Raw genomic sequence first — 17,866 nt, 5'->3', positions numbered from 1 at the left:
GCGCCGCTCCGTTCAGGAACCGACCCGGTTGCCGGAGCGGCGCGCCCGCTACAGCCCGTACTCCTCCAGCAGGCGCAGCCAGAACTCGCTGACGGTGGGGTACGACGGCACGGCGTGCCAGAGGCGCTCGAGCGGCACCTCGCCCACGACGGCGATCGTCGCGGCGTGCAGCATCTCGCCCGCGCCGCCGCCCACGAGCGTCAGCCCCACGAGCACGCGCCGATCCTCGTCCACGACGGCGCGCACACGCCCCGCGTAGCCGTCGGCGAGCAGCCCTGCCCCCGCGACGTTCGCGAGGTCGTAGTCGATCACGCGATGCCGCAGGCCCCGCTCCTCGGCCTGCGCCGCCGTGATCCCCACCGACGCGATCTCCGGATCGGTGAAGACCACCTGCGGCACGGCCGCGTGATCCGCCGAGGCGGCGTGCCGGCCCCAGCGCGCGTCATCCACCCGCTCGCCGCGCGCCCTGGCGACGATCGCCTCGCCCGCGGCCCGCGCCTGGTACTTGCCCTGGTGGGTCAGCAGCGCGCGCCCGTTGGCGTCGCCCGTCGCATACAGCCACGGCAGCCGCGGCGAGCGCAGCGTGTCGTCGACCTCGACGGGCGCGCCCGGCTCGAGCCCGACGCTCTCGAGACCCAGGTCGCCCGTGCGCGGCGCGCGCCCCGTGGCCACGAGCACCTCGTCCGCCGTCACGACGCCGCCGCCCTCGAGCGCGATCCGCAACTCCCCGGCGCGCTCGACCGACGCGACCGACGCGCCCTCGCGCACGTCGACGCCGCGCTCGCGCAGCGCGTCGCGCACGGCCTCGCCCGCGAAGGGCTCCATGCCGCGCAACAGCGGCCCGCGCGAGAGGATCGTCACCGCGCTGCCGAGGTCGTGCAGGAAGGTGGCCGCCTCGACCGCGACGACCCCGCCGCCGATCACGGCGAGGCGCGCGGGCGGGGTGCGCACCGCGGTGGCCTGGCGGCTCGTCCAGGGCCGCGCCTCGCGCAGGCCGGGCGTGTCGGGGATGCGCGCGTCCGATCCCGTCGCCACGACGACCGCGTGCCGCGCGCGCAGCTCGACCTCGCCGGTGCTGGTCTCGACGCGCACGATCCGCTCGCCCGCGATCCGGCCCCGCCCGCGGATCAGCTCGATCCCGGCCGAGGCGAGCCACTCGACCTGTCCCTCGTCGTGCCAGTGCGCGGCGAACTCGTCGCGCCTGGCGAGGATCGCCCCGGCGTCGAGTCCTCCGCCGGTCACGCCGGCCACCGCCTGGGCGGCGCGCAACGCGGCGCCGGGACGCAGCAGCGCCTTCGACGGCATGCACGCCCAGTACGAGCACTCCCCGCCGACGAGCTCCGCCTCGACGATGACGGTCTCGAGGCCCGCCCGCGCCGTCCGATCCGCCACATTCTCGCCGACCGGCCCCGCGCCGATCACCACCACGTCCACCTCGCGCGTCTCCATGCCGCCGACGCTACGGGTCCCCGCGCTTCGCGCACAACGCCCGCGCCCCCTCTCCTCCCGCCGGGCTGCACAACGAAGGAGATCCGGCCCCGCCGCGGCCCGACACGCCGCCGAATCCGCCGAGGACACCCGACTCCTCCTTCGTCGTGCAGTGCGTCAACGGTTGTTGACGCCCGCCCGAAGGTCAACTATGGTTGACGCCATGCCCGCCACCGCCACGTCCGAGCACGAACCGGATCAGCCGATCGCCGCCCTGCGGCGCCTCGCCGAGCGCCGCCGCGCGCTGAGCCGCGAGGAGGAGGCGCTCGTGCGCCGCGCCCGCGTGAGCGGCTACTCGTGGGAGGCGATCGCCATGGCACTCGGCGTGAGCAAGCAGGCGGCTCACAAGAAGTACGGACGAAAGTAGATCCGTGAGCACCGATGCGCCCCGCCGCTCCCCGTTCCGCCGCCCGCAGCCCCAGGAGGGGCCGCGTGCCACCTTCCGCCAGCTGCTGCCGTTCCTCTTCGAGCACAAGGCGGTGCTGATCGTCGTCGCGGTGCTCAGCGTCATCGAGGCGGTGTTCACCCTCGTGCAGCCGCTGCTCATCGGCCGGGTCATCGAACGCGTGCAGATCGGCGAGGCGCTGGGCGGCATCGTCTGGCTGCTCGTCGGGCTCGTCATCGTGGCCTCGGCGGTGGGCGCCTACCAGCATTACCTGCTGCAGCGCACGGGCACGGCCATCGTGTTCTCCAGCCGCCGGCGCCTCATCGCGCACATCCTGCACCTGCCCATCAGCGAGTTCGACGCGCGGCGCACGGGCGACCTCGTCTCGCGCGTGGGCACCGACACCACGATGCTCTACGCCGTGCTCACGCAGGGCCTGGCCGACAGCGTCGGCAACGCGCTGCTGTTCATCGGCGCGCTCGTCGCGATGATCTTCATCGATCCGATCCTGCTGCTGTCGATCATCGGCGTCCTCGTCGTCGCCGTGGCGCTCGTCGCGTCGCTCAGCGGGCGCATCCGCAGCGCCACGGCCGAGCAGCAGGAGCGGGTGGGCGAGCTGACCTCGGGCGTCGAGCGGGCGATCGGCGCGATCCGCACCGTGCGGGCGGCGGGCGCGACAGAGCGCGAGAAGGCGTCGGTGGCGCGTATGGCCGAGGCGGCATACGGGGCGGGGGTGAAGGTCGCGAAGGCCTCGGCCCTCGTGGTGCCCGTCGCGAGCGTCGCGATGCAGGCCTCGATGCTCGTCGTGCTGGGCGTGGGCGGCTTCCGCGTGGCCTCGGACGCGATCTCGATCGCGAGTCTCGTCACGTTCGTGATGTTCCTGTTCCTCATGGTCATGCCGCTCGCGTCGTTCTTCGGGGCCATGACCTCGGTCGGCCAGGCGCTCGGCGCGCTCGGCCGCATCCAGGAGGTGCTGGACCTGCCCCTCGAGTCCGACGGCGACCGGGCGCCCTCCGGCACAACGAAGGAAGACGGCGGGGCCCCGCGCATGGCAGGGCCCGAATCGGGCCCGGCCGCGGCCGGATCTCCTTCGTTGTGCAGTGATGCCCCGGCGATCGCGTTCGAGGACGTGCGGTTCCGCTACCCCGAGGCCGCGGTCGCGGCGCGCACCGAGGCCGAGAAGGAGGCGCTGAGCCTCGCAGCCGAGGCGCATCTCGATACGGAGTCGATCACCGCGGGCGACGAGCCGCGCGAGGTGCTGCGCGGCGTCTCGTTCGAGGTGCCCGTCGGCACGCGCGTCGCCCTCGTCGGCCCCTCGGGCGCCGGGAAGTCGACGATCCTCGCGCTCATCGAGCGCTTCTACGACCCCACCGAGGGCACGATCCGGATCGGCGGCGCCGACATCCGCGACCTGCCGCGCGACGAGCTGCGCGCCCGCTTCGGCTACGTGGAGCAGGACGCCCCCACGCTCGCCGGCACGATCGCCGACAACCTGCGTCTCGCCTCGCCCGATGCCGGCGATGAGGAGTGCGAGCGCGTGCTGCGGCAGGTGAACCTCGGCGACGTCATCGACCGCTCCCCCGCGGGCATCGACACCCCCGTCGGCGAGGACGGCGTGATGCTCTCGGGGGGCGAGCGCCAGCGCCTCGCGATCGCCCGCGCGCTGCTGGCCGCGCCGCCGATCCTGCTGCTGGACGAGTCGACGTCGTCGCTCGACGGCGTCAACGAGCAGCGTATGCGCGAGGCGATCGACGCGGTCGCGGAGGGCCGCACGCTGCTCGTCATCGCGCACCGCCTGTCGACGGTCGTCGACAGCGACCGGATCGTCGTGCTCGACAAGGGCCGCGTCGTCGGGCAGGGCACCCACAGCGAGCTCGTCGAGTCCACGCCGCTGTACCGTGACCTCGCCAAGCACCAGCTGCTCGTGTGAGGTTCGCGGGCGGCTCGCGCTGGTCGCTTCATCTCCGCGGCCTCCGGCCGCTCCGTTCAGCGACCGAGAGGTGCGACCACAGGAATCTTTCGCAGTGTCCGACCCCACCGGCAGGATGGGCGCATGGACCTCGCGAGGCTGCGGGCGCTGCGGTTGCGCCACCACCGGCTCACCGCCCCGGCGCGCACGGTGACCGACGCCGCCCGGCACCTGCTGTGCGTGCAGTCGCAGGACTACTGGGGCGGGCGCCTCGCCCTCGCCGCGCGCTCCCGCGGCGGCCGGGCGTCGCAGGTCGACGCGGCGTACGACCGGGGCGACCTCGTGCGGGCGTGGACGCAGCGCGGCACGCTGCACACCATCCCCGCGGGCGACCTGCGCTGGGTGCTCTCGGTCACGGCCGCGCGCACGCTCGCCCAGAGCGCGACCCGGCGCGCCCAGCTCGGCCTCGACGACGGCACCATCGCCCGCGCCACCGACGCGCTCGTCGGCGCCCTGCGCGGCGGCGGCGCGCTCACCCGCGCCGAGGCGCTCGCGCTCTGGGAGGCCGCCGGCATCCCCACCACCGAGGGGCGCGGCTACCACCTGCTGTTCCACATCGCGCTGCGCGGCCTCATCTGCTGGGGCCCCACGGTCCGGCGCGACGGATTCGAGCCCCGCGAGCAGCGGATCGTGCTCGTCGACGAGTGGATCGGCCAGCACGACGCCCCGGACGATCCGCTCGCCGAGCTGTTCGTGCGGTACATCGAGGGCCACGGGCCCGCGAGCCCCGAGGACTTCGCGTGGTGGGCCGGGCTCACCAAGGGCGACGCGCGCCGGGCCGCGGCGGCCGCGGCCGATCGCCTCGCCACGATCGCGGTCGGCGGCGAGATGCTCTTCGCCTCGGCCGCCGCCCCGCGGCGCGCCCCGGGCGCCGCCGCGACGCACGCGCTGCCGACGTTCGAGGAGTACTACATCGCCTACGCCGACCGCTCACGCGTGGCGTCGTTCGACGTCATGGCGGCCGCGGGGCCCGGCAAGAACGGCATGGTCCGCGCGCTGCTGCTGCACGAGGGCGAGGTCGTCGCGCTCTGGAAGCCCCCGCCGCCGGCGGAGCGCGCGACCGTCGAGCCCGCGTTCGAGCTGATGCACCCGGCGCCCGAGGAAGCGATCCGCGTCGCGCTCGATCGTGCGATGGCGGCCCTGCGCGGCTGACGCCGGGCCGTCACACGCCGCCGATACGGTGGAGCCATGACCGCGCCGTACGACGACCTCGATCAGTTCATCGCCCTGCCCCGCGTGGAGGCCCTCGCCCTCTCCCCCGACGGCACGTGGGCCGCCGCCACCGTCGCCACGCTGAGCGCCGACCGCACCGCGTGGGAGCGCGCGATCTGGCGCGTCCCCGTGAGCGCCGCGGGCGCGCCCGTTCGGCTGACGCGCTCGGCCAAGGGCGAGGCCGGGGCGGCCTTCCTGCCCTCCGGCGACCTGCTGTTCACCTCCGCCCGTCCCGACGCCGAGGACAAGGACGCCCCGGAGGACAAGCCGCAGCTGTGGCTGCTGCCGCGCGAGGGCGGCGAGGCCCGCGCGCTCACGTCGCTGGCGGGCGGGGTCGGGCAGATCGCCGCCGTGGCGCACGAGGCCGGCACCGTCGTCCTCTCGGCCGGCCTGCTGCCGGGCGCGGAGGATCTGGAGGCCGAGGCCGAGCTGCGCAAGAAGCGCAAGGACCTGAAGGTGCAGGCGATCCTGCACGCGTCGCTGCCCGTGCGCTTCTGGGACCACGACCTCGGGCCGGCCGAGCCGCACCTGCTCGCCGTCGACGGCGAGCTGACCGCGGCGCCCGCCGCCGGCCAGAGCCCGCGTCCCACCCTGCGCGACCTCACGCCGAAGCCCGGCCGCACGCTCGAGAACGCCGGGCAATCGATCACGCCCGACGGCCGCACCCTCATCACCGCCCTCCGCCGCATCGAGGACCGCGCCTTCACGAGCGACCTCGTCGCGATCGACGTCGCCACCGGAGAGCGCACGACCGTCCTCACCGAGCCGGGCTTCGAGTACGAGAGCCCCGTCGTCAGCCGCGACGGCACCCGCCTCGCCTACCTCCGCGCCGCTCTCGCGACGCCGGAGGCCCCGTCCGACTCCGAGCTGTGGATCGCCGGGATCGACGGATCCGACCCGGTCCGCCTCGCCCCCGAGTGGGACCGCTGGCCGTCGTCGTTCCGCTTCGCCGCCGACGACGCCGCGCTCATCGCGACCGCCGATCACGACGGCCGCGGCCCCGTCTTCCGCATCCCGCTGGACGGATCGACCCCCACCCGGCTCACGAACGACGACTACGCGTACTCCTCGGTCGACGTCGCCGACGACGGCACGATCACGGCGCTGCGCTCGAACTGGATCGAACCGCCGCACCCCGTGCGCATCGCGGCGGACGGATCCGTGACCCCGCTGCCGACGCCCGCGCCGATCCCGGACCCCATCGCGACGATGGAGGAGGTCGAGACCACCGCCGAGGACGGCGCGCGCGTGCGCGGCTGGCTGCTGAAGCCCGCCGGCGCGACGGCGCCCGCACCCCTGCTGCTGTGGATCCACGGCGGGCCGCTGAACAGCTGGAACGCGTGGAGCTGGCGCTGGACGCCGCAGCTGATGGTCGCCAGGGGCTACGCCGTGCTGCTGCCCGATCCCGCCCTGTCCACCGGCTACGGCCGGGACTTCATCGCCCGCGGCTGGAACGCCTGGGGCGGCAAGCCCTACACCGACCTCATGGCGATCACCGACGCCGTGGAGGCCCGCCCCGACATCGACGAGACGCGCACGGCGGCGATGGGCGGATCGTTCGGCGGCTACATGGCCAACTGGGTCGCGGGCCACACCGACCGCTTCCGCGCGATCGTGACGCACGCGAGCCTGTGGGCGCTCGACCAGTTCAGCGGCACCACCGACATGCCCACCTACTGGCTGTCGACCTTCACGCCCGAGGGCCTCGTCGAGAACTCCCCGCACCGGTTCGTCGAGGACATCCGCACACCGATGCTCGTGATCCACGGCGACAAGGACTACCGCGTGCCGATCGGCGAGGGCCTGCGCCTGTGGAGCGACCTGTACCTGCACCACGCCACGCCGGAGGGCGAGATGCCGCACCGGTTCCTGTACTTCCCGAACGAGAACCACTGGGTCCTCACGCCGCAGCACGCGAAGCTCTGGTACGAGACGGTCTTCGCGTTCCTCGCCCAGCACGTGCTCGGCGAGGAGCCGTCGCACCCCGAGCTGCTGGGCTGATCCGCGACGCTCCGCCGGGGATCAGCGGGAGCCGACGCGCTCCCGGTCGCGCTGGCGCCGGATCGCGACGCGTCCGTTGTAGATGACCGCGGCGGCCGCGACCATCATGAGCAGCGGGCCGATGATCCACAGAAGCGCGATGAGCAGGTCGATGCCGTCCTCGACCGCCGCCAGGCTGAAGAGCCCGACGATCAGCAGCAGGCCCAGGAACCCGGCGATGATGCTGCCTCCGACCACCTGCGCCGTGCCGTTGCCCGTGCCCCACGTGAACCGCTTGCCCGGCTCGGGCACCTGCTGCCACCTGTCCTCCCACGCGTAGCCGTTCCACCAGCGCAGCTGCGCCTGGACGTCGGCGTACGGGTAGAAGCCCGGGGGCGGGCCGCCGTTCGGGGCGTGTGGGGGCATGCCGGTCATGGTCATCGCCTCATCTCGTGTCTCGAGGGGGTCGGATGCCGTCCCGCCGCCGCTGCAGGCGCAGCTGCACCCATGCCAGGTAGGCGAGCATCCACGTGATCAGCGCGAGCGCGGCCTGCGCCGCCCACGCGCCCTGCTGGGCGACCGCCACGACCGCGAGCACCGTCTGCACCACCGCGGCCGCCACGAGGACGAGCGCGGCGGCGGCGAACCATCGCCGGGATCGAGGAGCCTCCGTCATGGCGATGCCCCGAGGCGGCGTCACGCCGCGAAGGCGGTCTGCGGCCAGTCGATCGCGGGCGTCGCGGTGAGGTTCGCGGCGAGCGTGGCGTTCGTGCTCGCCGCGGTCATGAACGTCATCACGAGGCTGATGATCGCCACGATGAGCGAGATGATCGCCACGATGAGCGCGATGATGGCCACGACCACCGTCTCGAGGGTCAGCACGGCGAGCACGAAGCCCGCGACCGCGAGCGCGAGCGAGACCACCGCGACGTCGAGGCTGTCGTAGAAGCCGTCGATGGAGTCGGCCATGCCGTTGAGCACCTGGACCATGGCGCGCGCCGTCTCGGGCACCGCATCGACCGCCCCCATCTGCTCGGCGATGGCGTCGTCGTAGCCGTCCGCCGCATCGGAGTCCCAGTACTCGCTGTCATTGGCGCTCAGGTCCGAGGGTTTGATCGCGCCGGCCAGCGTCGTGCCCGGCGTGAGCACCCCCGCCTCGTACGCATCCGCGGCGTCTCTCAGGACGGACGGCGTGCCGACGTTCATCGCCAGCTCGCGGAAGAACGCGATCGCCTCGCGGACCACCTTCTCGAGCTCCCGCAGCGCATCCATGATGAGGCCGTAGGCGGTGTCCTTCACGAAGTCCGGCAGCGGCAGGCCGAACGGGCGCGCGTTGTCGAGGATGGTTCGGATCGCACCTGGCGCGGACGCCATGATCGCGTCGAGGTGCTTCTCCACCTGGTCGCAGGTCTTCAGGATCTGCTCGGCGACGAACTCGGGTGCCATGATCACTCCACCTCGATCGCTTGGAAGGAGGCGGTGACGTCCGCCTCCGTGCTGGTGTACTGGCCGGCGGCCCAGCGGAGCTTGTCGGCGATGCCCTGGAACTCCGTGGCGCCGGCGTCGAGGCCCGAGCGCAGTCCGGCGACGGCGACCCCGTAGGCCTCGCGCACGGCGTCGGCCCCCGTGATGAACGAGAACGCCGCGGCCGGCACGTCCGGGATGGCGTCCTTGATGGCGACGATGTCGTCGTGCCATCCCTGCCACTTCTCCGCGTCGTCCTCCAGGATGCTCGGCAGCACCTCGAACTCGTCAGCCATTCGTCGCCTCCCCCTTCGCCTGGCGCCACGCGTCGGTCGCGGCGCGCATGACCTCGTTCTCGATCGCCGACTCGGTGGATGCCTCGAGCCAGCCCATGTTGAACTCGATGGTGTGGATGAGCGTGCCGATCATGACGATCCCCACGGTCCGCTGCGGCGTCCAGTAGGTCTCGGGCCCGCCGGACTGCGCCTGGTCGAACAGCCGCGTGATCAGGTCGTGCACGTCGATGCCGGCGCGGGCGGCGTCGGCCTTCACGGCCGAGATGCCCAGGGCATCCCGCTCCGCGGTGGCGAGCCCCACGGCGGCGACGATCTCGCGCGCCAGCTCCTCGGCGGACAGCGACATCCTCGCGCCGCGCGTGATCTGCAGATCGACGAGACGCCCGTCGGGCTCCACCTCCGCGGTCACCGAGGTCACCTCGGGCCGGGGCACGAGCTCGTTGAGCCGGTCCTGTGTGCGCTTGAGGTTCTCGACGGCGGCGTTCGCGCGCTCGGTGAACGCGTTCAGGCGCTTCAGGATGTCGGGCTGCCCCTGCGCGCTCATCCGCCGCACTCCAGGATGACCCCATCCTCGGTCGTCGAGTACTTCTCGGCGGCGGTGACGAGCGTCGACCCGATCCGCCGGAGCGTCGCCACGGACGCGGTCATGTCGGTGCTCCACGCCCCGAAGGACGCGAAGAACGCGTCCGACGCGTCGCCCGTCCAGTCCGACCGCAGGAAGTTCAGGTCGCGATCCAGGTTGTCGATGTCCGTCTGAAGCGTCTCGCTCGCGGTGAGGATGTCCTCTCCCGCGGTCTCGAGATCGTCGATCTCCACCTCGATGCTGTCCGCCATGTCGGCATGCTATCGAGCGCGGCCGCCACCTCTCGATGGGCACTTCTGCCCCGTCGCTCCCCTGCCGCGCGCGCGCCGCAGGGAGGAAGCGGCCCGCCCCTCGGATCGGAAAGGGTCGGGCCGCTGTGTGTGCGGGCCCCGGCGTGCGGTCCGGAGCGCGCGGGCGAAGGACCTAGCGTGCGGTCCAGGCCTTCGCGGCTTTCAGACGCTCGCGCAGCGCGGCCAGCTGCGCGCGCAGCGCGGCCGGCACACGATCGCCGAACGTGTCGAAGAACGCCTCGGTCAGGTCGGCCTCGGCCAGCCAGGAGTCGGGATCGACGGCGAACAGCTCGTCGAGGTCGGCGGTCGCGACGTCGACCCCCTCGAGGTTCAGCGCGCCCGCCTCGGGCAGTCGCCCGATCGGCGAGTCGACGGCACCGGCCTCGCCCGTCAGGCGCCGGATGATCCACTCGATCACGCGCGCGTTGTCGCCGAACCCGGGCCACAGCAGGCGCCCGTCGGCGCCCTTGCGGAACCAGTTCACCTGGAAGACGGCCGGCGGCGATGCCACCCGCCCGCCCATCTCGATCCAGTGCGCGAAGTAGTCGGCCATGTTGTAGCCGCAGAACGGCATCATGGCGAACGGATCGCGGCGCAGCTCGCCCACCGTGCCCTCGGCGGCCGCCGTACGCTCCGACGAGATCGTCGATCCCAGGAACACGCCGTGCTCCCAGTCGAAGGCCTCCACCACGAGCGGCACGTTCGTCGCGCGGCGCCCGCCGAAGAGGATGACGTCGAGCGGCACGGCCTCCTCCCAGTCGGGCGCGATCGACGGCGCCTGCGCGGCCGACACGGTGAAACGCGCGTTGGGATGCGCGGCGGGCCGCCCGGAGCCCGGCGTCCAGTCCTCGCCGCGCCAGTCGATCAGGTGTGCGGGCGGCTCGTCCGTGAGCCCCTCCCACCACACGTCGCCGTCGTCGGTGAGGGCCACGTTGGTGAAGATGACGTCGCGTCGCAGCGTCTCGACGGCCGTGACGTTCGTCGATGCGCCGGTGCCGGGCGCGACGCCGAAGAACCCGGCCTCGGGGTTGATCGCCCACAGCCGGCCGTCCTCGCCCGGGCGGATCCACGTGATGTCGTCGCCGAGCGTCTCGACCCGCCACCCGGGGATGGTCGGGCGCAGCATGGCGAGATTCGTCTTGCCGCATGCCGAGGGGAACGCCGCCGCCACGTGGAAGGCGCGCCCCTCCGGATCGATCACGCGGATGAGCAGCATGTGCTCGGCCATCCAGCCCTGGTCGCGCCCGAGCACCGAGGCGATGCGCAGCGCGTAGCACTTCTTCGCGAGGATCGCGTTGCCGCCGTAGCCCGATCCGAACGACCAGACCTCGAGCGTGTCGGGGAAGTGCACGATGTACTTCTCGGGGTTCGAGGGCCAGGCCACGTCGTCCGCGCCGCCGATGAGCGGCGCGCCGACGCTGTGCACGGTGCGGACGAACGGCTCGCCGCCCGCGATGAGCTCGACGACCTCGTCGCCCACGCGCGTCATGATCTCGATCGACGCGACCGCGTACGGGCTGTCGGTCAGCTGCACGCCGAGCTGCGAGATCGGACCGCCGACCTTGCCCATCGAGAACGGCACGACGTACATCGTGCGCCCGCGCATCGAGCCCTCGAAGAGCGGGTTCAGCGTCGCGCGCATCGCGTCGGGCGCCATCCAGTTGTTGGTGGGCCCGGCGTCGTCCCGCCGCTCGGAGCAGACGAAGGTGCGCGACTCGAGGCGGGCCACGTCGTCGGGATCGGAGCGGGCCAGGAACGAGTTCGGGCGCTTGGCGTCGTTCAGCCGCAGCAGCGTGCCGGCCTCGACCATCTCGGCCAGCAGCTCCTCGTGCTCGCGCGCCGAGCCCGACACCCAGCGGATGCGATCCGGCCTCGTGAGGGCGGCGATCTCGTCGACCCAGGCGAGCAGCTCGGCCATGCCGCGCCCCTCGACGGCCGGGGCGGTGGCCGCAGCCGTGGGGGCGGGGTGCGTGTCGATCGTCACTGTGAGCTCCTTCGCTGAATGGGCGGGGATGTCTCCAGCATGGGCATCCCTTCCCCGCCCTTTCGGTCCGATTCGCACGAAAGAATCGCCGATCTTTAGATATGCTCAAGGAATGACCTCGGCGTCCGATTCGAAGGGACTCGAGCTGCGCACGCTCGGGCACCGCATCCGGCACTACCGCACGCAACAGCACCTCACGCTCGACGAGCTGGGCGCCACCGTGGGGGTGGCGGGCAGCCAGCTCAGCCTCATCGAGAACGGCAAGCGCGAGCCCAAGCTCTCGCTGCTGCAGGCCATCGCCGAGGCGACGGGCACGACGGTGACCGATCTCATCTCGGGCGGGCCGCCCAATCGGCGGGCCGCGCTGGAGCTGGAGCTGGAGCGCGCCCAGTCGAGCCCCGTGTTCCGGCAGCTGGGCATCCCGCCCGTGCGCGTGACGAAGTCGATCAGCGACGAGACGATCGAGTCGATCCTCGGGCTGCACCGCGAGCTGCAGCGCCGCGAGCGCGAGGCGATCGCCACGCCGGAGGAGGCCCGGCGGGCCAACACCGAGCTGCGGCTGCGGATGCGCGAGCGGAGCAACTACCTGCCCGAGATCGAGAAGCTCGCCGAGAAGCAGCTGGCGGCGGCCGGCCACACGGGCGGGGCGCTCAGCCACCGCACCGTGAGCATCATGGCCGAGCAGCTGGGCTTCGAGCTGCTCTACGTCAACGACCTGCCCTCCGCCACCCGGTCGATCACCGACCTCGAGAACGGCCGCATCTACCTGCCGCCCGCCTCGATCCCCGGCGGCCACGGCCTGCGCTCCATGGCACTGCAGGCCATGGCGCACCGCCTGCTCGGCCACCAGCCGCCCACCGACTACGCCGACTTCCTGCAGCAGCGCCTCGAGATCAACTACTACGCGTCGTGCTGCCTCGTGCCCGAGACGGCGGCGGTCGCCTTCCTGAGCCAGGCGAAGAAGGACCGCAACCTCGCCGTCGAGGACCTGCGCGACGCGTTCGGCGTGACACACGAGGCCGCGGCCATGCGCATGACCAACCTCATGACGACGCACTTCGACATGCCGCTGCACTTCCTGCGCGTCGGATCGGCCGGGCAGATCGAGCGCGTGTACGAGAACGACGGCCTGCCGCTGCCCGAGGACGTGACGGGATCGATCGAGGGCCAGATCGTGTGCCGCAAGTTCTCGGCGCGCGACGCATTCGAGCAGCAGAACCGCACGACCGAGCACCACCAGTACACCGACACCCCCGCCGGCACGTACTGGTGCTCGACTCAGACGGGATCGCGCGACGACGGCGACTTCTCGATCACGGTGGGCGTGCGCTTCGACGACGCGCGGTGGTGGCGCGGGCGCGAGACGCAGAACCGCGCGACGTCGACGTGCCCCGACGAGGCCTGCTGCCGGCGCGCCCCGAGCGAGCTCGCCGATCGGTGGCGGGGCAAGGCGTGGCCGAGCGCCCGCGTGCACACCCACATCTTCACCCCGCTCCCCCGCGGCACCTTCCCGGGTGTCGACGACAGCACGGTGTTCGAGTTCCTCGAGCGCCACGCCGAGAGCTGACGGGCCCGCCCTTGCGTGCCCCGGGCCGCGTCGCACACCGGACTGTCGGGCGCATCGCCTAACGTCGAGACCCGTGTCTTCTGATCGCCTCGGTCGCAGCCTGTCGCTGCGCCACATCCGCTTCATCGCCCTCGGCACCGCGATCGGCACGGGCCTGTTCTACGGCTCGGCCGAGACGATCCAGGCCGCCGGCCCCGCCGTCCTGATCGCCTACCTCATCGCGGGGTGCGCGGCGTTCGCCGTGATGCGCGCCCTCGGCGAGATGGCCGTGCGCCACCCCGTGGCGGGGTCGTTCGCCCAGTACACGAGCCGCTACGTGAGCCCGTTCCTGGGCTTCCTCACGGGCTGGACGTTCACGTTCGAGATGATCGTCGTCGCCGTCGCCGACATGACCGCCGCGGCCGGCTACATGGGCATGTGGTACCCGGACACCCCCGGCTGGGTCTGGATGGTGGCGGCCATCGCGCTGATCTGCGGGCTCAACCTGCTGCGCGTGAAGGTGTTCGGCGAGCTGGAGTTCTGGTTCACGCTCATCAAGATCGTCACGATCGTCGCGCTCATCGTGGGCGGTCTCGGCCTCATCGTGTTCGGCGTGAGCCTGGGCGGCTTCGAGCCGGGGCCCCACAACCTCTTCGACCACCTGGGCGGCTTCGCGCCGTTCGGCGTGTGGGGCATCGTCATGAGCCTCGGCATCGTCGTGTTCTCGTTCGGCGGGATCGAGACGCTCGGCATGACGGCCGGCGAGACGGCGGATCCCGCCCGCTCGATCCCGAAGGCCGTGAACACGGTGCCGGTGCGCATCCTGCTGTTCTACGTCGCGACGCTCGCGGTGATCCTCATGCTCATCCCGTGGACCGAGATCGGCTCCGGCGAGTCGCCGTTCGTGCAGGTCTTCGCCACGCTCGGCGTGCCGGCGGCGGCGCACATCCTCAACTTCGTCGTCCTCACGGCCGCCCTCTCGGCGATGAACTCCATCACCTACGCCGCGAGCCGCACGATGTACGGCCTCGCCGAGCAGCATCACGCGCCGAAGGTCTTCACGCGGCTGTCGCGCTCGGGCGTGCCGATCGTGCCGGTCGCGATCGTCGCCGGGTGCGCCGTGCTGGGCCTGGGCGCCTACCTGCTGATCCCCGACCAGCTGTTCCTCGTCGTCGCCTCGATCGCGACGTTCGCGACGGTGCTGACGTGGGCCTCGATCCTGCTCGCCCACCATGGCATGCGCCGCGAGATGACCCGCGACGGCGCGCCGAGCGCGGGCTTCGCGATGCCGCTGTGGCCGTGGACGAACCTCGTCGCGCTGGCGTTCATGGCGTTCGTCGTCGTGATCCTGGCCTTCACAGAGTCGGGCCGCACGGCCCTCGTCGTGGGCGCGATCTGGATCGCGCTGCTGTCGATCGCCTACGCGGTCCTCGTGGGGCCGAAGGGCCGCGTCCGCCCCGAGCTGGAGACGCGCGCGCCGGAGCCGCACGGCCTCGAGACGCGCTGACGGGGTTCAGCCGCGGGGCGGCACCGGGTAGCGCCCGGCGATGACGATGCGGTTGAACGCGTTGATCTCCACGGCGAGCCAGCACACGCCCACGTACTCGGGCTCGCTGAGCACGCCGCCCACGCGGTGGTAGACGTCGTCCGAGATGCCGCCGCGGTGGATGAAGGTGAGCGCCTCGGCCAGCTCGAGCGCCGCGCGCTCGCGCTCGGAGAACACGCCGGACTCGCGCCATACGGGCAGCTGCGCGAGGTCGTCGTACGAGATGCCCGCCTTCGCGGCGCGGTCGGCGTGCACGCGCGAGCAGTACGCGCAGCCGTTCAGCTGCGAGCAGTGCAGCAGCACCAGCTCCTTCATCCGCTCGTCCACGCCGTTCTCGCGCGCGATCCGGGCCGCCGTGTCGGCGAAGGCGTCGAGCGCCTGGTACGCCTCGGGCGCCGCCTTCGACAGGTGCACGCGCTTCTCGGCCATCGATCCTCCCTCGGTTGCGCGGCCTGGTCCGACCGCCTGCGACGACAGTACCGCCCGCACGGCGCCGCACGCTCCGAAATCACTTCGCACAGCCTTCTAGGCTGTTTGGGATCACTTCGCACAGATAGACAGGACCATTACGTGGCACTTTGATCCGCGATTTCCACGCGGGCGCGCGGTGGCCTCACAATGGAGCGATTCACGGCCAGCCACGAAGGGATCCGCTGTGAGCTCTGACAGCCCGCGCCACGACGACATCGACGAGTTCTCGTTCCTGGCGCCGCAGGCGGCCGATCTGGGCACCGAGGTGCCGCCCGCCCGCCGGCTCGCGCTGAGCCTGCCGGACGGCCGCTCGCTCAGCGCCGTCGCGCTCGGCGAGGGCGCGCCCGCGGTCGTGCTGCTGCACGGCGCCGGCCTCAACGCGCACACGTGGGACGCCACGGCCCTGGCCCTCGGCGAGCCGACCCTCGCGATCGACCTGCCCGGCCACGGCGACTCGTCGTGGCGCGACGACGCGGCCTACGCCCCGCGCGTGCTCGCGCCCGACGTCATCCGCGGCATCGAGGAGTGGGCCGAGGCGCCTGTCGTGCTCGTCGGCCAGTCGCTCGGCGGCGCCACCGCCGCGGCGGTCGCCGCCGCGCGGCCCGATCTCGTGCGCGCCGTCGTGCTCGTCGACATCACCCCCGGAATCGACGAGTCCGGCCCGGCCGAGCTGCGCCGCTTCTACGAGCGGCTCTCGTTCGCCTCGCGCGAGGAGCTGCTCGACCACGTCGTCGCCTTCGGCCTGGGCGGCGGGCGCGAGCAGGCCCGCCGCGGCGTCGTGCTGAACTCGCGCGTGCTGCCCGACGGCACCGTCGAGTGGAAGCACCACTTCGCCCGCATCGCCGCCTCCGCCCTCGCACCCGCCGCGCGCGACGACGACGGCGAGCGCTGGGCCGACCTCGAGGCGGTGCGCGCGCCTCTCACCCTCGTCCGCGGCACGCGCGGCTTCGTCTCCGCGGCCGCGCTCGACACGTTCCGCTCGCGCCTGCCGCACGCCGACGTCGTCGAGCTCGAGGCCCCGCACAACGTGCAGGAGGTCGCCCCCGTCGAGCTGGCCGCCCTCATCCGCTCCCCCCTCTCCTCCCCCGCACCCGAGAGCGTCGCCTGACGCGCTCGCCCGAAAGGACCCCCATGTCGCTTCCCGTTCGCCGCGGCGTCCGCGCCGCCGCCGTCGCCTCCGCGCTCGCCGCGGCGCTCGCACTCGCCTCGTGCTCGGCGGGCGACCCGTCGCCGGCGCCCGCCGACCCGGACGCCGCGCTGCGGGTCGGGCTCATCCTGGAGCCCGACAACCTCGACATCCGCCGCACCTCGGGGGCGGCGCTGGAGCAGGCGCTCATCGACAACGTGTACGAGGGCCTCGTCAGCCGCACGCCCGAGGGGGAGGTCGTGCCGCGCCTCGCCACCGAGTACGAGGTGTCCCCCGACGGCCTCACCTACACCTTCACGATCGCCGAGCGCGTGAGGTTCCACGGCGGCGGCGCGCTGACGACCTCGGACGTCGTCGCCTCGCTCGAGGCGGTGCGCGCCGACGAGTCGTACGTCGACCACGCGGTGTTCGCGAACGTCGCCTCGATCGAGGCGCCGGACGACTCGACCGTCGTCGTCACGCTCGCCGAGCCGAATCAGAACTTCCTCTTCGCGCTGGGCGGGCGCGCCGGGCTCGTGTTCGACGAGGGCGACGAGACCGACCTGCGCACGGCCGCCAACGGCACCGGCCCGTTCACGGTCGCCGAGTGGGTCGACGGCGACCACCTCACCCTCGCGCGCAACGACGCGTACTGGGGCGAGCCCGCGGGCGTCGCCGAGGTCGTGCTGCAGTACATCCCCGACGCCACGGCACTCGTCAACGCCGGGCTCGACGGGTCCCTCGACGCGATCACGGCCGTCGATCCGGAGTTCGTGCCGGAGCTGGAGGGCTCGTTCGAGGTGAGCGAGGGACTGACGACCGACAAGTTCATCCTCGCCTTCAACGACGCCGCGCCGCCGCTCGACGACATCCGGGTGCGCGAGGCGCTGCGCATGGCGATCGACCACCAGGCGATCATCGAGACCGTCGGCGCCGGCATCCCGCAGTTCGGCCCGATCCCCGAGCTCGACCCCGGCTACGAGGATCTCTCGGACGTCGTCTCGTACGACCCCGAGCGCGCCCGCGAGCTGCTGGCCGAGGCGGGAGCGGATGGCCTCGAGCTGGAGCTGACGATCCCCAACGTGTACGGCACCACCGTGTCGACGCTGCTGGTGGGCGCGTTCGACGACATCGGGGTGAACCTCCGCGTCGAGCCGGTCGAGTTCTCGACGTGGCTGAACGACGTGTACACGAACCAGGACTACGAGCTCAGCTACGTCAACCACGTCGAGCCGCGCGACTTCGAGACGTGGGCCGACCCCGACTACTACTACGCCATCTCGGACGAGGAGGTGCTCGCGCAGGTGCAGGGGCTCTACGCCGACGCGATGCGCGAGACCGACCCGGACGCGTCGGCGCAGCTGCTCGCCGAGGCCGCGCGGATCGTCGCCGAGCACCACCCCGCCGACTGGCTCTACACGCGCGCCGACATCGTCGCCGTCGCCCCGGGCGTCGAGGGCTTCCCCGCCGACGCCACGAGCACCCGCCTGCCGCTGGCGGGCGTGACGTTCGCCGGCTGATCCGCA

17 protein-coding genes are annotated in these 17,866 nt (G+C 72.6%); 8 read left to right on the top strand and 9 right to left on the bottom strand.

Annotated features, from left to right (window positions below; genetic code table 11):
* Positions 1-48 precede the first annotated feature (48 nt).
* Entirely contained in the window at positions 49-1,449 is a 1,401-nt protein-coding gene (locus ACODR5_RS04240) for a dihydrolipoyl dehydrogenase family protein (protein ID WP_488982833.1), read from the bottom strand.
* Positions 1,450-1,651: 202 nt separating this feature from the next.
* Here ACODR5_RS04240 and ACODR5_RS04235 point away from each other — a divergent pair, with 202 nt between their 5' ends.
* The 4 genes from ACODR5_RS04235 (at position 1,652) to ACODR5_RS04220 (ending at position 7,055) form a co-directional block, all read left to right on the top strand.
* Positions 1,652-1,855: an AsnC family protein gene (locus ACODR5_RS04235; protein WP_460817454.1), complete on the top strand. Its 204-nt coding sequence runs from the start codon at positions 1,652-1,654 to the stop codon at positions 1,853-1,855.
* A gap of 4 nt (positions 1,856-1,859) precedes the next feature.
* Positions 1,860-3,803 carry an ABC transporter ATP-binding protein gene (locus ACODR5_RS04230; protein WP_488982832.1) on the top strand — a complete coding sequence of 648 codons (1,944 nt, stop codon included), beginning with the start codon at positions 1,860-1,862 and terminating at the stop codon, positions 3,801-3,803.
* Between the two features lie 123 nt (positions 3,804-3,926).
* On the top strand, positions 3,927-4,994 hold the full coding sequence (locus tag ACODR5_RS04225; RefSeq protein ID WP_488982831.1) for a winged helix DNA-binding domain-containing protein: 1,068 nt from the start codon (positions 3,927-3,929) through the stop codon (positions 4,992-4,994).
* A 36-nt stretch (positions 4,995-5,030) separates the two neighbouring features.
* Entirely contained in the window at positions 5,031-7,055 is a 2,025-nt protein-coding gene (locus ACODR5_RS04220; RefSeq protein WP_488982830.1) for a S9 family peptidase, read from the top strand.
* A 21-nt stretch (positions 7,056-7,076) separates the two neighbouring features.
* Here ACODR5_RS04220 and ACODR5_RS04215 read toward each other — a convergent pair whose 3' ends face one another.
* From ACODR5_RS04215 to ACODR5_RS04185, 7 genes are all read right to left on the bottom strand, one after another.
* Positions 7,077-7,469 (bottom strand): hypothetical protein, encoded by a 393-nt coding sequence (locus tag ACODR5_RS04215; protein WP_488982829.1) that lies wholly within the window; start codon positions 7,467-7,469, stop codon positions 7,077-7,079.
* Positions 7,470-7,479: 10 nt separating this feature from the next.
* A complete protein-coding gene (locus ACODR5_RS04210; protein WP_460817463.1) occupies positions 7,480-7,734 on the bottom strand; it encodes a hypothetical protein in 255 nt (84 codons plus the stop codon).
* Positions 7,731-8,480, bottom strand: coding sequence for a hypothetical protein (locus tag ACODR5_RS04205; RefSeq protein WP_460817465.1), 750 nt, complete (start codon positions 8,478-8,480; stop codon positions 7,731-7,733). The genes ACODR5_RS04210 and ACODR5_RS04205 overlap by 4 nt, the downstream gene beginning before the upstream one ends.
* Before the next feature lie 2 nt (positions 8,481-8,482).
* Positions 8,483-8,794, bottom strand: coding sequence for a hypothetical protein (locus ACODR5_RS04200; RefSeq protein WP_460817467.1), 312 nt, complete (start codon positions 8,792-8,794; stop codon positions 8,483-8,485).
* Positions 8,787-9,338: a hypothetical protein gene (locus tag ACODR5_RS04195; protein ID WP_460817468.1), complete on the bottom strand. Its 552-nt coding sequence runs from the start codon at positions 9,336-9,338 to the stop codon at positions 8,787-8,789. Before ACODR5_RS04195 ends, ACODR5_RS04200 begins: the two co-directional genes overlap by 8 nt.
* Positions 9,335-9,628 (bottom strand): WXG100 family type VII secretion target, encoded by a 294-nt coding sequence (locus ACODR5_RS04190; RefSeq protein WP_460817469.1) that lies wholly within the window; start codon positions 9,626-9,628, stop codon positions 9,335-9,337. The genes ACODR5_RS04195 and ACODR5_RS04190 overlap by 4 nt, the downstream gene beginning before the upstream one ends.
* Before the next feature lie 172 nt (positions 9,629-9,800).
* A complete protein-coding gene (locus tag ACODR5_RS04185) occupies positions 9,801-11,585 on the bottom strand; it encodes a phosphoenolpyruvate carboxykinase (GTP) (RefSeq protein WP_488982848.1) in 1,785 nt (594 codons plus the stop codon).
* Between the two features lie 178 nt (positions 11,586-11,763).
* Between ACODR5_RS04185 and ACODR5_RS04180 the strand changes: the two genes are divergently transcribed.
* Together ACODR5_RS04180 and ACODR5_RS04175 are read left to right on the top strand one after the other, a co-directional pair.
* Entirely contained in the window at positions 11,764-13,218 is a 1,455-nt protein-coding gene (locus ACODR5_RS04180) for a helix-turn-helix domain-containing protein (protein ID WP_488982828.1), read from the top strand.
* Positions 13,219-13,291: 73 nt separating this feature from the next.
* Complete coding sequence (locus ACODR5_RS04175; RefSeq protein ID WP_460817471.1) at positions 13,292-14,704, top strand: amino acid permease; 1,413 nt, start codon at positions 13,292-13,294, stop codon at positions 14,702-14,704.
* 6 nt (positions 14,705-14,710) lie between these two features.
* Here ACODR5_RS04175 and ACODR5_RS04170 read toward each other — a convergent pair whose 3' ends face one another.
* Positions 14,711-15,172 (bottom strand): carboxymuconolactone decarboxylase family protein, encoded by a 462-nt coding sequence (locus ACODR5_RS04170; RefSeq protein WP_449854356.1) that lies wholly within the window; start codon positions 15,170-15,172, stop codon positions 14,711-14,713.
* 226 nt (positions 15,173-15,398) lie between these two features.
* On the opposite strand from ACODR5_RS04170, the gene ACODR5_RS04165 reads away from it, so the two are divergent.
* Positions 15,399-16,322: an alpha/beta fold hydrolase gene (locus tag ACODR5_RS04165; protein WP_449854357.1), complete on the top strand. Its 924-nt coding sequence runs from the start codon at positions 15,399-15,401 to the stop codon at positions 16,320-16,322.
* 23 nt (positions 16,323-16,345) lie between these two features.
* The gene (locus ACODR5_RS04160; protein WP_449854358.1) at positions 16,346-17,860 is read left to right on the top strand and encodes an ABC transporter substrate-binding protein; all 1,515 of its coding nucleotides are present in this window, start codon (positions 16,346-16,348) and stop codon (positions 17,858-17,860) included.
* Positions 17,861-17,866 lie beyond the last annotated feature (6 nt).

Source organism: Microbacterium sp. FG3 (assembly GCF_057809335.1).
This window is presented reverse-complemented; position numbering and strand designations above follow the sequence as displayed.

Bases quoted from the DNA above. Each gene is read 5' to 3' on its own strand.
- ACODR5_RS04225 (WP_488982831.1), top strand. From the start codon at position 3,927: ATGGACCTCGCGAGGCTGCGGGCGCTGCGGTTGCGCCACCACCGGCTC.
- ACODR5_RS04180 (WP_488982828.1), top strand. From the start codon at position 11,764: ATGACCTCGGCGTCCGATTCGAAGGGACTCGAGCTGCGCACGCTCGGG.
- ACODR5_RS04220 (WP_488982830.1), top strand. From the start codon at position 5,031: ATGACCGCGCCGTACGACGACCTCGATCAGTTCATCGCCCTGCCCCGC.
- ACODR5_RS04160 (WP_449854358.1), top strand. From the start codon at position 16,346: ATGTCGCTTCCCGTTCGCCGCGGCGTCCGCGCCGCCGCCGTCGCCTCC.
- ACODR5_RS04235 (WP_460817454.1), top strand. From the start codon at position 1,652: ATGCCCGCCACCGCCACGTCCGAGCACGAACCGGATCAGCCGATCGCC.
- ACODR5_RS04170 (WP_449854356.1), bottom strand. From the start codon at position 15,172: ATGGCCGAGAAGCGCGTGCACCTGTCGAAGGCGGCGCCCGAGGCGTAC.
- ACODR5_RS04185 (WP_488982848.1), bottom strand. From the start codon at position 11,585: ATGGCCGAGCTGCTCGCCTGGGTCGACGAGATCGCCGCCCTCACGAGG.
- ACODR5_RS04205 (WP_460817465.1), bottom strand. From the start codon at position 8,480: ATGGCACCCGAGTTCGTCGCCGAGCAGATCCTGAAGACCTGCGACCAG.
- ACODR5_RS04195 (WP_460817468.1), bottom strand. From the start codon at position 9,338: ATGAGCGCGCAGGGGCAGCCCGACATCCTGAAGCGCCTGAACGCGTTC.
- ACODR5_RS04190 (WP_460817469.1), bottom strand. From the start codon at position 9,628: ATGGCGGACAGCATCGAGGTGGAGATCGACGATCTCGAGACCGCGGGA.
- ACODR5_RS04215 (WP_488982829.1), bottom strand. From the start codon at position 7,469: ATGACCGGCATGCCCCCACACGCCCCGAACGGCGGCCCGCCCCCGGGC.
- ACODR5_RS04240 (WP_488982833.1), bottom strand. From the start codon at position 1,449: ATGGAGACGCGCGAGGTGGACGTGGTGGTGATCGGCGCGGGGCCGGTC.
- ACODR5_RS04200 (WP_460817467.1), bottom strand. From the start codon at position 8,794: ATGGCTGACGAGTTCGAGGTGCTGCCGAGCATCCTGGAGGACGACGCG.